We start from the raw sequence: 13,817 nt of genomic DNA, 5'->3' as shown, positions 1-13,817 counted from the left end.
GTTATCCTTCAATGACATTGTGTCCTTTGAAAGTGAAAATGATTGAGGATGTGTGGTACTTGTGAATAAAAAACAAAAAAATAAAAAAACACACGTTCCGTTTCGGTTAAATTTTATCTTTTTTATTGTTTTTATGCTTTTCTCAGTTCTTGTTTTACGATTAGGTATTGTACAAATTGTATACGGTGATGACTATAAAAGGGAGATTGAACGAACAGATGATAAATTCGTCAATATTTCTGTACCAAGAGGTAAAATGTTTGACCGTAATGGAAAAACGATAGTTGATAATAGGCCAAAAAATGCAATAACCTACACGAACCGAGGCGCTAAGCAAGAGGATATGCTCAAAGTAGCAGAAAGATTGGCAAAACTAATTGAAGTAAAACCTGACAAGGTTCAGGAAAGAGATAAAAAGGATTATTGGATTTTAATTAATCCTGATCGTGCGAAGGCAAAAATATCTGTGGATGAATGGAATCGATTCAAACAGAAAGAAATTGATGATGAAAAAATATATGAACTTCAGCTGAAACGCATAACAAGGAATGATTTAAAGGAACTATCAAAGGATGATTTGGAAGTATTAGCGATTTTCAGGGCCTTTAATAGTGGGTATGCATTAACTCCACAAATTGTAAAAAATGAAAATGTGACAAAGGAAGAATTTGCGGCAGTTAGTGAAAACTTAGAATATCTCCCAGGAGTAGATACAACAACCGATTGGGATAGAACCTATAAATTTGGAAATACATTAAAGACCGTTTTAGGGAAAGTGACCAATTCAGATGAAGGTTTGCCTGAAGAAAAGGTTAATTACTATTTATCCAGAGATTACAGTCGAAATGATCGTGTAGGAAAAAGTTATTTAGAAATGCAATATGAAGATGTTTTACACGGACAAAAGGCTAAAGTAAAAAATAAAACAGATAAATCAGGGAATGTTATTGAAGCTGTACAAGTGTCCGAAGGAAAACGGGGGAAGGATCTTATTTTAACAATTGATATGGACCTTCAGCGTTCCGTTGAAAAAATCATTGAAAAAGAATTATGGAATATGAAGAGAAAACCTGCTACAAACTTATTGGATAGAGCTTTTGTTGTTTTAATGGATCCAAACACAGGGGAAGTATTAACGATGGCAGGGAAGCAGATCACAAAGGATGACAAAACGGGCAAAATGGAAATGTCGGATTTCGCATTAGGAAATATTACTACCGCCTATAATGCTGGATCGGCTGTTAAGGGTGCCACAATTTTAACAGGGTTTAATACCGGTGCAATTAGCCCAGGGACGATTCTATATGATACTCCATTATTGATAAAAGGAACTCCGCCTAAGAAGTCGTGGAAAACGATGGGGAGTATTGACGATCTTTCTGCATTAAGGATGTCATCTAATGTGTACATGTTTAGAACGGCGATTTCTATTGGGAAAGGGAAGTATGCTCCACATGAGCCACTTGATCTTGAGATTACTGCTTTTGATACCATTCGTGACAACTTTAGCCAATTTGGTTTGGGAGTTAGGACGGGAATAGACCTACCGAATGAACAAGTTGGTTTTAAGGGGTCCGACACAAGACCTGGCTTTTTACTCGACCTTGTTATTGGGCAGTATGATATGTATACACCCATGCAGATGGCACAATATGTTTCAACTATTGCCAATGGAGGATATCGTGTTCAACCGCATCTTGTTAAGGAAATTAGAGAACCACTAGAGGATAGTAGCAAATTAGGACCTATTTCCGAGGAAATCGAACCTAAAATACTTAATCGTCTGGATATGAAAACAAAATGGATTAAACGAGTACAGGAGGGTTTCCGTCAAGTAATGCAGTCACCTGGTGGAACGGCTACATCCTATTTTGGATCGAAATCTTACAAACCAGCTGGCAAGACCGGAACAGCCCAGGCTTTCTACGATGGACCTGAGAGATATAAATATGAAGAACCACCAGAGGTAATGAATGTGAGTCTTGTCTCATATGCTCCTTATGATAATCCTGAAGTGGCAATGGCTGTCATTGTGCCATGGGCATACTCAGGCAGCACCGGACCCTCACCAAACCTGGATATTGGCTCAAAGGTGCTAGATACGTACTTTGATTTAAAGAGGAAACGTGAAGAAGTTGAAAATAAAAAAGAAACCAATCGAAACAACGATGGGAAAATAAGCGATTAATATACTTTAAAAGGGACTGTAATCAGTCTCTTTTTTCTTTTTTAGAAGGTTTGGTGATCAATAGGTGATTATAACAGTAATTCCAATATATGTAAATTTTTTTAATCCCCTTAAAATTTTATCACTCCCTTTTATTCCTATCAATCGACAAATTTACACAATATTTAATTTCTGTTTACATAAGCTTTACAACCCTTTAAAACCAAGTTTACATTCACCAATTATTCTAATTATGTAGAACAAAAACATTAAAAAACTCTTAGGGGGTAAAAATGAATGAAAAGCTTTAAAATCTTGGCATTATCTGCAGTGATTGGAACATCCTTAGTATTCACTACAGCGTGTGGTTCAGAAGGAAGTTCCTCAGGAAGCAGTACTGAACAAACTGGTGAGGACAACAAACAACTGCAAGGCGAAATTAACATAGACGGATCCTCCACGGTATATCCCATTATGGAGGCTGTCGTTGAAGAATACGGAATGTTGCAGCCAGGTGTAAAGGTATCAGCAGCAGGTAATGGTACAGGAAATGGCTTTAAAGCTTTAATTGATGGAAAAACAGTTATTTCTAACGCATCTAGAGAAATTAAACCCGAGGAGCAAGCTGAGCTTAATAAAAAAGGAATTAAAGTAACTGAATTTAAATTGGCTTTTGACGGTCTTTCGGTAGTGGTTAATAAAGAGAATGATTTTGTTGATAAGCTCACTATTGATGAATTAAAGAAGATTTGGATTGAAGATGGAAAAGTAAAAAAATGGTCTGATATACGAAAGGGATGGCCCAAAGAGGAAATTAAACTATATTCACCTGGGACTGAGTCAGGAACATTTGATTATTTTGATGAAGTGGTATTAGGTGAACAACCTATTGTTGAAAAGGCCACTCTTTCTGAAGATGATAATATTCTTGTCCAAGGTGTTAAGGGAGATAAGAATGCAATCGGTTATTTTGGCTACGCCTACTACTTGGAAAACAAGGATAGCTTAAAGGTTGTTCCGATAGATAACGGAAATGGAGCGGTTGAACCGACAAATGAAACCATTGAATCTGGAGAATATGCTCCATTGTCTCGTCCATTATTTACTTATGTAGCTAATGAAGCTGTTAAAAAAGAAGAAGTATATGATTTTATAAAATTCACATTAGAAAATGCTGCTGATTTATCAGAGGAAGTCGGATATGTAAAACTTCCGGAAGATGAATATAAAAAGGACCTAGAGGCATTGAAATCTTTGAAAAAATAATTTGGATAGAAAAATAAGAAGAATGAGAGGCAAAGACAAGCTTCTCATTCTTCTTATGGATGATTGGGGGCATTCAAGATGGATCACGCAAAATCCTTTTCTATACAGGAAATGATAGCGGAAAAACAACAGAAAAATAGAAAAAAAAGACTAGAGAAAATCATTCCCGTCTTCTTATTATTAACTGCCATTGTTTCAGTCTTAACGACACTAGGGATTGTCTTTACTCTCATAGTTGAAACCTTTACGTTTTTTGATCAAGTTTCAATGAAAGAATTCTTGACAGCCAAAAAATGGTATCCTTTTTCCGAAACAGAAGGATCCTTTGGTATCCTTCCATTAGTATCTGGTACGGTAAAGGTAACATTGATTTCAATTATTGTTGCTGTTCCAATAGGACTTGCTTCAGCTATATATTTGAGTGAATATGCATCGGACCGAACAAGAAGAGTCATAAAGCCGATATTGGAGGTTTTAGCGGGAATTCCAACGATTGTTTACGGATTTTTTGCTTTAACATTTGTCACACCTCTCCTTCAAAAAGCCATTCCCAGTTTAGAGATCTTTAACGCGCTAAGTCCAGGAATTGTCATGGGGGTAATGATCATACCTATGATTGCCTCTCTTTCTGAGGATGCATTGTCAGCTGTCCCTTATTCGATGCGTCAAGGGGCTCTCGCACTCGGTTCTACTAAGTTTGAGGTGGCATTAAAGGTCGTTGTTCCCGCTGCAATGTCAGGAATTATCGCCTCAATTGTATTAGGGATTTCACGTGCCATAGGGGAGACCATGATTGTAGCAGTTGCAGGTGGGGCCACACCAAATTTAGACCTTAACGTAACAAGTTCTATACAAACAATGACTGCTTATATTGTTCAGGTTAGTGCTGGTGATGCAGGATATGGATCGACTATATATTACAGTATCTATGCAGTAGGATTTACCCTTTTCCTCTTTACTCTTGTTATGAATCTCTTTGCTCAGTTTATCTCTCGTAAGTTTAGGGAGGAATATTAATGAAATTCATTGATCAAACAATAGTTGTAAAACGGATGAAAAGAAGACTAGTTTCAAATCGATTATTTAAGACGATCTTTTTTGCATCTACTTTATTTGGTCTCTTTATATTAGGTGTTTTATTGTATCGGGTATTCACTCAAGGATATAACTATTTGGATTTACAATTTTTACAGAGCCTCCCTTCTAGGAAACCGGAATTAGCAGGTGTAAAAACTGCTTTAATTGGAACCGTTTGGCTTATGGCTGTAGTTACTCCAACTTCTTTAATATTAGGTGTAGGTACTGCCATATATCTTGAAGAATACGCAAAGAAAAATAAATTCACTGAATTCATTTTGGTCAATATTACAAACCTTGCAGGTGTTCCATCTATTGTATTTGGATTATTAGGTTTAACAATATTCGTAAAGTTATTTGCTTTTGGTAGCAGTGTGATTTCAGCAGGATTAACGATGAGCTTGTTAGTATTACCAGTCATCATTGTTTCCTCGCAGGAGGCTATTCGTGCGATTCCGAAAGAAATGAGGGAAGCCTCCTATGGGATGGGAGCAACCAAATGGCAGACCATTAGGCGTGTTGTTTTGCCAGCGGCTATCCCTGGAATTCTAACTGGGGGAATTCTTGCTCTCTCCCGAGCCATTGGTGAAACCGCACCACTTGTCGTATTAGGGTTACCATTATTCTTAGCCTTTTTACCAAAAACCGTTTTTGATACATTTACGGTTCTACCAATGCAGATTTATAACTGGACAGGTCGACCACAAGTCGAATTTCAGGAGTTAGCTGCTGCCGGAATTATCGTTTTACTTGTACTTTTAGTCATTATGAACTCCATTGCCGTAATAATTCGCAATAAGTTTCAAAAGAGATACTAAAATCATTGAACCTGAAGGGGGCTTTTAGGATGAACGCTACAATTGAGAAAAGGCTTTTTCCTATAGATAGAGAAGCTATGGTTAAAGGTGAGGAGCAAAAGGCAATTGTCTATCAAACAAAACAGTTGAACCTTTGGTATGGGGATAATCATGCCCTAAAAAATATAGATTTAGATGTCGTAGAAAACGAGGTAACCGCAATAATTGGTCCTTCAGGCTGTGGGAAATCAACCTATATTAAAGTATTGAATAGAATGATTGAATTAGTTCCAAATGTTAAAACCTCTGGCGAAATATCCTATCGTGGAAGAAATATTTTTGATAAATCATATGGAGTAGAAGTACTGAGAACAAAAGTAGGAATGGTATTTCAAAAACCAAACCCTTTTCCTAAATCAATCTATGAAAATGTGGCATATGGACCAAAAATTCATGGCATTCGAGATCGGAAAGTACTGGATCAAATTGTAGAAAAAAGCCTAAAAGGTGCTGCAATTTGGGAGGAAGTGAAGGATCGTTTACATGAAAATGCCTATGGATTATCTGGGGGTCAGCAACAAAGGCTTTGTATTGCACGCTGCTTGGCTATTGAACCGGATGTAATTCTGATGGATGAGCCAACATCTGCTCTTGACCCTATTTCAACCTTGAAAATTGAGGAGCTTGTTCAGGAATTAAAGAAGGAATTTAGTATAATCATTGTTACTCATAATATGCAGCAAGCGGCAAGAATCTCAGATAAAACTGCCTTCTTCTTAAATGGTGAAGTGATTGAGTTTTCACATACAGACAAGATTTTTTCGAATCCAAAGGACAAGAGAACTGAAGATTATATCACAGGTCGTTTTGGATAAGAAAATATCCTTTAATGAACTAATTTGGTTGATATGAGGGGAGAATATAATGGTTGTAAGAGAAAAATTTCACTATGATATGAATGAATTGAGGAATAAATTAACAGAGCTTGGTAAATTCGCGAATGATGCCTTAAGATGTTCAATAGAAACCCTTGAATCGAAAAATATTGATAGGGCTCTTGAGATTTTAGATAATGATACGAAAGCGGATGTGCTCTATGAGGAAATAAATGATTTTAGTATATTATTAATTGCTAAACAACAGCCTGTAGCCATTGATTTACGAAGAATTATCGTAGCTATTAAAATTGCAGCCGATTTGGAAAGGATAGCTGATTTTGCAGTAAATATTGCAAAGTCCACCATTCGGATTGGGAAGGAAGAGCATGTTGGATCAATGGCTCAAATTCGAGAGATGTTTGAGAGGACTTCGGAAATGATTGAGTTATCCTTAGAGGCTTTTAATGAGGAAGATGTTGATAAGGCTCATACAGTTTTAGATATGGATGATGTGGTCGATTCATTCTATGGGCAAACCATTCGTCAACTATTACAAATCAACCAAAGTAGACCAGAATTGCTATCACAGATAACCCAGCTCTCATTTGTTTGTCGATATTTAGAAAGAGCGGCTGATCATACAACCAATATTGCAGAAAGTGTGTTTTATCTTGTAAAAGGAAAACATTATGAAATAAACAATTAGTACAACGATCGAAAGTATTTTACAATCTGTTGTAGCTAGAAAAGAAAAATTAATACAAACGAGAAACTTAAATCTCAATAAACAAGAACAAGAGCTAAAGGAGTTTCATTTCCTTTAGCTCTTTGTAATAATCCTTGCTATTTGCTCAAAACCCATTTCACTTGTCACGGTAAACTCACCGAGCTGAATCTTCGTACTATATCCATTGTTATCTAGGAATGCAGAAAGCTCACTATGATCCTTAATTATTCCTTGTCTTTCAAGAACTTCAGCAATTCCTTCCGAAGTCATTCCACTAGTTATTTGTAATTGGTAGGATATCACATCTTCATTTTTTTTAACCACAGATTCCTTTTGTGGTACTACTTCCTTTTCTGGCGTGGATTTCTCCTCTTTGATTGTTTCCTTTTTTCCTTGATTTTTTGTTGCATCTGATTTGCCCTCAATTAATTCGTTATATTTACTCTTTGTTAGGATGACATAATTTTTTTCCTTTAATAAATCCTTTGCTTCCTTTTGACTTATCGTTTCATTTTCATCTGAAAAGGCATAATAATAGGTTCCAATTATGGAAACGGTAAAGAAAATACCAAAGGAAAAGGCCATTAATGTACGCTTACTCATCATTAATTTCCCCTTCCCATATATTCTTGAATAATTGCCTGTACATCCTCTTTAGAAAGGGACGATTGTTTTGAAATTTGATCAATAGATAGGCCTTGTCCTGCTAAGGAGATTACTTGGTTCTTAATTATTTCGTGTATTTGTTTCTTTCCATTAGAAAAAGACTGAACTGATGAGCCTGGGCTTGCAATGGATGACATCTCACCTTCAGAAACTAATAATTCTTCCTCTAAAACCTTCATTTTCTTCTTAATTTGATAAAGCTCTTGCAGCTGCTGCATGGAAAGCTGGTCTATTTCCTCTCGAAGAGCTTTAACAGGATCTTTTGCAAATATAGAAATAATAAACAATAGTACAGAAAATGCAAGAAGCCCAATAAATAGAAATTGCATGTACAATTCACCCTCATGTCATCGATATCATGAAACGCTTATCCGGAAAAAAATGGACAGAAATATTTTAACATGTTAATCGACAAATTTCGATAATTACAAAGTCTTAGTCAAAAAATGATTTAATCTTGTCGTTTCATTGATAGGAAAAATCCACTAACCCTGTCGAAACAAGGTATTTCATTTGTTTGTGAAACTTCATGGAAAATATTTTCACTTGAGACCATTAGGTTAAAACAACATTTACAGTTTACGACAAAATGCGTTTATTGTGACTTGATCGCTTCAATGCTAACATAAAATTATAGGAATGGTAATAATTAGGTTGTTGTGAACATATATTAGAAGTTAATTTTTAAAAATAATGATTTCAAAAAAGGGAATGAATTGAAAGCTTTACTATATTGTTTTGAATATATGGGAAATAAATACAATGAAAAAGAAGGTGAATTTTTAATGGGTACTGATGTGTATATGAAAAAAACTGTAGATTCCTCTGTTTTAAAAAATGAATTAATAACAACGGCTGGATTATGGATAGACGGAAAAGCCTTTTGGCTGAAAACGGGTACAGAAAAGCTCTTAATAGATGAATCTATGTCAATTCAGTTGAAAAAGGAAAATATTCATTCAAAAATTCATTTCTTTGAGATCTACCTGACTAATCATTCCTCGGTTGATCGTAGGGCATTGTTACTATTTATGCATCAACATCAAGAAGCAACAAGGGATCATTTTTCATTTATCTCACCATCTGAAAATGTCATTTATCATCTCGCAAATAATAGGGTTTATTTGGTGAATGGTCAAATTAATGGAAATGCAGAAGGTCAGAGAACGGTCCAACCATATTGGAACTTCTATAATGACCTTATTTGGAGCAATCTTGAAAAAGGGGTATTAAAATACAATCCAATGACTAAGGGAGCAGCTGTAAGTATTTTTTCATTAGAAACAATTATTCCTCCTAATAAAACTATTAAAGGAAGCTCATGGGTAATAATGGATGATAAAAAATTGAAATTAGAAAGATTAAATAAGGCTTTCTTAAAAAAACGGACTAGCATTTCTAATTGAAAAATGATATTATAGAAAAGTCGTATGAACGAACTAGTGAACCAATAGTTTGGAGGGAAATTACATGCGTGTGAATATTACGTTAGCTTGCACTGAGTGTGGAGATCGTAACTATATTTCTAAAAAAAATAAACGAAATAATCCAGATCGTCTTGAGCTAAAGAAATACTGCCCAAGAGAAAAACGTTCTACCGTACATCGTGAAACAAAATAAGCAGTGGGATTCTTCCTACTGTTTTTTTTATACATAAAAATTGGGATTTTTTGCAAAATGGGGTGAGATGGTGTTAGATAAGAAGCATTTGCGCAAAGAAATTCAAAGTAGGCTATCTAAAATTCCTAAGCCATTATATGAAAAGAAATCTAGTCAGATTGCCAATCATCTTTTTCATGATGATGGTTGGAAGAATGCACACACAATAGGAATGACGATTTCTAGGGCACCAGAAGTGGATACATACAATATTATTAAAAAGGGATGGGAAGAAGGGAAACAAATCGTCGTCCCAAAATGTTATCCGAAAGAAAGAAAAATGGTTTTCCGCTTGATTGATTCATTTAATCAGCTAGAAACCGTCTATTATGGTCTGCAAGAACCAAAAGAAGAAGAAACCAGAGCAATGGACATGGATAAGATTGATTTATTAATTGTACCTGGTCTTGGATTTACTTCAGATGGAAGTAGGCTTGGATTTGGTGGTGGCTATTATGATCGTTATCTTCATGATTATCATGGGCCTACCTTGTCCCTTGCGTTTGAGGAGCAAATCGTGGCAGCCATTCCTATGGAAAAACATGATATAAAAATAAAAAAAATAATTTCCGAAAGAGGGAAAATATAATAAATGATTAAGTTCATTCTTCCCACTCTAATTATTATGTTGATGGCATTTGGTGGATATAGTGCGCGTTTATTGACTAAATCAGGGATGTTTGCAGCGATGATCGTAGGATTCATTGTTTATTTTAGTATCGGGATTAAGGGCTTCATATTAATGGGAGTCTTTTTTATTAGCTCAAGTGTCTGGTCAAAATATAAACGAATGCAAAAAAATAAGATTGAAGAAAAGCATGCAAAGGGTTCGCGAAGGGATATGCTACAGGTATTTGCAAATGGTGGTATGGCTTCTCTTGCCTGTCTGATATATATTGTTTCGAAAGATCCATTGTGGATTATCGTCTATTGTAGTGCAATAGCTTGTTCTAATTCGGATACATGGGCTTCAGAAATTGGTTCTCTGAGTCGAAATTCACCGATTTACGTAAGAAATTTTAGAAAAGTGGAACCAGGAACTTCAGGAGCAGTAAGCATGTTAGGGACCTTTGCTGCCTTTTGTGGTGCCTTATTAATAGCGGTTATTTCCTATCTTTTGTTCCATTTAACTGTGTTGACAGCAAGTGTTATCCTAATCTTTGGGTTCCTTGGAAATGTTATTGATACGATACTTGGAGCATTTTTTCAGGCACGGTATTCTTGTATACAATGTGGACTGAGTACGGAAAAGACTGTCCATTGTGGTAAGAAAACAAGGATTGAAGAGGGGTTCACATGGTTAAATAATGATATGGTGAATTTTCTTGCGAGCTTTGCAGCTGCATTTTTTACCTATCTCTTTTATAAAATATAGAGACTTTTATGCTTTTTTATGGATTCCTTCTCATGATTATTTCATAAAGAGTCATACTACTATTGAGGTAATCGATAAGGAGGATACATGAATGAATGATCGAGTGAATCGAGTTGTATTAGTTGGGACAGGAGCAGTAGGTTCTAGCTATGCATTTGCCTTATTAAATCAAGGAGTCACTGAAGAGCTTGTTTTGATAGATTTAAACGTAGATAAATCGGAAGGCGATGCAATGGATTTAAATCATGGGCTCCCTTTTGCCCCTTCTCGCACGAAAATTTGGTTTGGTGATTATTCAGATTGCAAGGACGCTGATATTGTTGTTTTAACGGCTGGGGCAAGCCAAAGACCAGGGGAAACTAGATTAGATTTAGTTGAGAAAAACACAAGGATTATCAAGTCGATAGTCGATGATATCATGTCCAATGGCTTTGAAGGGATCTTTGTAGTGGCATCAAATCCTGTAGATATTTTAACTTACGCTGTTTGGAAGTACTCCGGTCTCTCAAAGGAACGAGTGATTGGCTCTGGAACGATACTCGATACTGGGCGATTACGTTTCTTACTAGGAAAGTATTTTGATGTGGATACACGCAATGTTCATGCTTATATCATTGGAGAACATGGGGATACAGAACTCCCTGTATGGAGTCATGCGGATATTGCATGTGTTCCGATATATAACTGGATAAATAAAAGTGAAGATTATAAAAGAGAGGATTTAGACGAGATTTTTATAAATGTGAGGGATGCCGCCTATCATATCATAGAAAGAAAGGGCGCTACATATTACGGAATTGCAATGGGACTAGTACGGTTAACGAAGGCTATTCTTCAAAATGAGCATTCCGTATTAACAGTCTCTACGTATTTAGATGGTGAATATGGTCACCAAGATATATTTATTGGGGTTCCAGCAGTCGTAACTAGAAAAGGAATACGAGAAATAGTTGAAATAGAGCTTAATAAGGAAGAAAAGGAAAAATTTGATTACTCTGTTGAGGTTTTGAAAAAAACAATGGGCCCAGTCTTAAGAGATTAAGTTTAAAGGGAAAAATTTACAATCACAGTCTGCAAATAATGCATTATCTCTCAAACAATACTATGTATTAGAAGGGAGGATTCAGAATGTCACGAGTTTTTTCTATTCTGTTAATAGGAGTCGGGGGATATTATTTATTTCAAAATCGTTATAAGCTAATGAATAATATTTTTGCAAAACCTCTGATTCGAAAATTTCTTGTTTCTTCCATCATGAAAATTCCAGGAATAAGAAATAAAATGATGGGCACCCTTTTTTCAAGCCAGCCTAATTTAAGTTAATCACTTATTAGGACCTGATTACAAACGAATGACAGCAAGCTATCGATTAAGGTAGCTATGCTTTAAACGTTGTAATTCAGTGTCCTTTTATTTTTGACAAAGGGAATAATTTTTCCTTTTTTTAATAAAAAGGTTATGATAATGAAGAAATTGATATTGAAAAAATGAGGAGAATAATAATACAATTAAAACTTCTATCCAAAATAAATGAAGTATTTGTTATCATTTTTAATGAATACATAATTTATATTAAAGTCGGTAAAAAGGAATTGAAAGTAGGGGGAAATTTGAACACACAAGAGTTATATTTATTCTGGAGATTAGCACACTACTTTATTGCTGTTCAGGAATATAGGATTATTCAGTTATCAAAAGATCAAAATGAGCTATGGTTAGAAAAAATGGAAAATAAAAATGTACGAGTGATTCGTTTATTATGCCGTAATTTGGATTGGAGCAATTGGCTGCAAAGGGATATTGAATTAACCTCTCATAATGGTGAACGGATTCGAAAGCAATTGGGAAAAGGGGAATTAAATGTTTTAAACCTATATTTTACAGCCTATCCCCCTGTAGATGATTACCATTATCGGATTGAGAAGCCTTTTATAAACCCTCAAACAAGCAAGACGAAAGTAAACTCAGTCATCTTTGAAAGGGAAAATCTACCTTTATCTATGGAGAAGGTCAGTGACCTATTTCAAGATACAATCTCTTTTTCAATTCCAGAGGAAAATATTGATCAAGAAACTGAAAGATTAAAGCATGAAGCATTAACCACTGCTGTTGATAAAATTAAAGCTGAAAAATCTATGTTTGAATACGGAAAACCGTTTTTCACTTATTTCTTTATTGCCATTCAATTAATCGTCTTCTTATTACTCGAGGTCAGTGGAGGGAGCACGAACACAGAGACCTTAATTAAATTTGGCGCAAAATTTAACCCATTAATCCTTGAAGGAGAATGGTGGAGATTTATCACACCTATTTTTTTACATATCGGAATTCTTCATCTAGCTATGAACACATTAGCTTTGTACTATTTAGGAATCACCGTGGAAAAAATATTTGGTCGTATTCGATTTATTCTCATTTATTTAATTGCCGGTTTTGGAGGATCATTAGCCAGCTTTCTCTTTAGTCAAAATTTATCTGCTGGGGCAAGTGGAGCAATTTTTGGTTGCTTTGGGGCTCTCCTTTACTTTGGTCTAATATATCCAAAACTATTTATGAGAACGATGGGATTGAATATTTTTGTTGTACTTGCCATTAACTTAGCCTTTGGATTTTCCATGGAAGGGATTGATAATGCTGGGCATATTGGCGGATTAATCGGAGGATTTTTGGCAACAGGAGTTCTTCATTTTCCAAAACAGAAAAAAATGCTTCAACAAATCCTATTTTTAGTTGTAACAGCTTCACTTTCAGTAGGGTTGTTATACTATGGTTTCCACCACGGCTCAAAATTATTAAATGAACAATCCACCCTATTTATTGCCCAGGATTATATTCAATCCGAGCAATGGGATAAGGCAAGTAAAGTATTAGAAGGCTATGTAGAGGATCACCCCGATTCAGCTGAAAGTTATTTTCTCCTTTCTTATGCAGAAATCAAGATGAATCAAATCAATAAAGCTGAGAAACACTTATTGCGCGTCCTTGAACTGGATCCGAATATGGATGAAGCTCATGTTAATTTGGCATTAATATATCTGAATAAACATGAATTAGAAAAGGCAAAGGAACACGCCAATCAAGCAGTGAGGATTGAGCCAAACAAAGCTGAATATAAAGAACTTTTACAAAAGGTAAATGAATAATCCATGAGGAACCGAAAGGATTTACCCACAATCTCGCAATAACGTATTTTTTTATCCATCCT

Annotated in this window: 15 protein-coding genes; 13 read left to right on the top strand and 2 right to left on the bottom strand. The window is 35.4% G+C overall.

Features of this window, described 5'->3' with window-relative positions:
* Nucleotides 1–61: 61 nt before the first annotated feature.
* The 6 genes from BQ6100_RS14570 (at nucleotide 62) to phoU (ending at nucleotide 6,891) form a co-directional block, all read left to right on the top strand.
* A complete protein-coding gene (locus BQ6100_RS14570) occupies nucleotides 62–2,188 on the top strand; it encodes a peptidoglycan D,D-transpeptidase FtsI family protein (RefSeq protein WP_075982313.1) in 2,127 nt (708 codons plus the stop codon).
* Between the two features lie 276 nt (nucleotides 2,189–2,464).
* Entirely contained in the window at nucleotides 2,465–3,433 is a 969-nt protein-coding gene (locus BQ6100_RS14565) for a PstS family phosphate ABC transporter substrate-binding protein (RefSeq protein WP_075982312.1), read from the top strand.
* A 78-nt stretch (nucleotides 3,434–3,511) separates the two neighbouring features.
* Entirely contained in the window at nucleotides 3,512–4,450 is a 939-nt protein-coding gene (gene pstC, locus BQ6100_RS14560; RefSeq protein ID WP_075982311.1) for a phosphate ABC transporter permease subunit PstC, read from the top strand.
* On the top strand, nucleotides 4,450–5,328 hold the full coding sequence (gene pstA, locus BQ6100_RS14555) for a phosphate ABC transporter permease PstA (protein WP_075982310.1): 879 nt from the start codon (nucleotides 4,450–4,452) through the stop codon (nucleotides 5,326–5,328). Before pstC ends, pstA begins: the two co-directional genes overlap by 1 nt.
* A 77-nt stretch (nucleotides 5,329–5,405) precedes the next feature.
* Nucleotides 5,406–6,182, top strand: a complete 777-nt coding sequence (gene pstB, locus BQ6100_RS14550; RefSeq protein ID WP_075983586.1) for a phosphate ABC transporter ATP-binding protein PstB — start codon at nucleotides 5,406–5,408, stop codon at nucleotides 6,180–6,182.
* 49 nt (nucleotides 6,183–6,231) lie between these two features.
* On the top strand, nucleotides 6,232–6,891 hold the full coding sequence (gene phoU, locus BQ6100_RS14545) for a phosphate signaling complex protein PhoU (RefSeq protein WP_075982309.1): 660 nt from the start codon (nucleotides 6,232–6,234) through the stop codon (nucleotides 6,889–6,891).
* 114 nt (nucleotides 6,892–7,005) lie between these two features.
* On the opposite strand, the gene BQ6100_RS14540 is transcribed toward phoU, so the two are convergent.
* Together BQ6100_RS14540 and BQ6100_RS14535 are read right to left on the bottom strand one after the other, a co-directional pair.
* On the bottom strand, nucleotides 7,006–7,515 hold the full coding sequence (locus tag BQ6100_RS14540) for a hypothetical protein (RefSeq protein WP_075982308.1): 510 nt from the start codon (nucleotides 7,513–7,515) through the stop codon (nucleotides 7,006–7,008).
* A 2-nt stretch (nucleotides 7,516–7,517) separates the two neighbouring features.
* On the bottom strand, nucleotides 7,518–7,907 hold the full coding sequence (locus tag BQ6100_RS14535) for a hypothetical protein (RefSeq protein WP_075982307.1): 390 nt from the start codon (nucleotides 7,905–7,907) through the stop codon (nucleotides 7,518–7,520).
* Nucleotides 7,908–8,324: 417 nt separating this feature from the next.
* On the opposite strand from BQ6100_RS14535, the gene BQ6100_RS14530 reads away from it, so the two are divergent.
* The 7 genes from BQ6100_RS14530 (at nucleotide 8,325) to BQ6100_RS14500 (ending at nucleotide 13,755) form a co-directional block, all read left to right on the top strand.
* Nucleotides 8,325–8,984, top strand: a complete 660-nt coding sequence (locus BQ6100_RS14530) for a hypothetical protein (protein ID WP_141770157.1) — start codon at nucleotides 8,325–8,327, stop codon at nucleotides 8,982–8,984.
* Between the two features lie 64 nt (nucleotides 8,985–9,048).
* Nucleotides 9,049–9,198 carry a 50S ribosomal protein L33 gene (gene rpmG / locus BQ6100_RS14525; protein WP_075982306.1) on the top strand — a complete coding sequence of 50 codons (150 nt, stop codon included), beginning with the start codon at nucleotides 9,049–9,051 and terminating at the stop codon, nucleotides 9,196–9,198.
* Nucleotides 9,199–9,238: 40 nt separating this feature from the next.
* Nucleotides 9,239–9,826, top strand: coding sequence for a 5-formyltetrahydrofolate cyclo-ligase (locus BQ6100_RS14520; RefSeq protein ID WP_235816533.1), 588 nt, complete (start codon nucleotides 9,239–9,241; stop codon nucleotides 9,824–9,826).
* Nucleotides 9,827–9,829: 3 nt separating this feature from the next.
* On the top strand, nucleotides 9,830–10,612 hold the full coding sequence (locus BQ6100_RS14515; protein WP_075982304.1) for a DUF92 domain-containing protein: 783 nt from the start codon (nucleotides 9,830–9,832) through the stop codon (nucleotides 10,610–10,612).
* A 91-nt stretch (nucleotides 10,613–10,703) separates the two neighbouring features.
* Complete coding sequence (locus BQ6100_RS14510; RefSeq protein WP_075982303.1) at nucleotides 10,704–11,654, top strand: L-lactate dehydrogenase; 951 nt, start codon at nucleotides 10,704–10,706, stop codon at nucleotides 11,652–11,654.
* Between the two features lie 86 nt (nucleotides 11,655–11,740).
* Entirely contained in the window at nucleotides 11,741–11,935 is a 195-nt protein-coding gene (locus BQ6100_RS14505; protein WP_075982302.1) for a hypothetical protein, read from the top strand.
* A gap of 164 nt (nucleotides 11,936–12,099) precedes the next feature.
* Nucleotides 12,100–13,755: a rhomboid family protein gene (locus tag BQ6100_RS14500; protein WP_084780413.1), complete on the top strand. Its 1,656-nt coding sequence runs from the start codon at nucleotides 12,100–12,102 to the stop codon at nucleotides 13,753–13,755.
* Nucleotides 13,756–13,817: the final 62 nt, after the last annotated feature.

Origin of the sequence: Bacillus massilinigeriensis (genome assembly GCF_900117315.1) — a bacterium.
GTDB classification, from domain to species: Bacteria; Bacillota; Bacilli; order Bacillales; family Cytobacillaceae; genus Bacillus_BE; species Bacillus_BE massilionigeriensis.
This window is presented reverse-complemented; position numbering and strand designations above follow the sequence as displayed.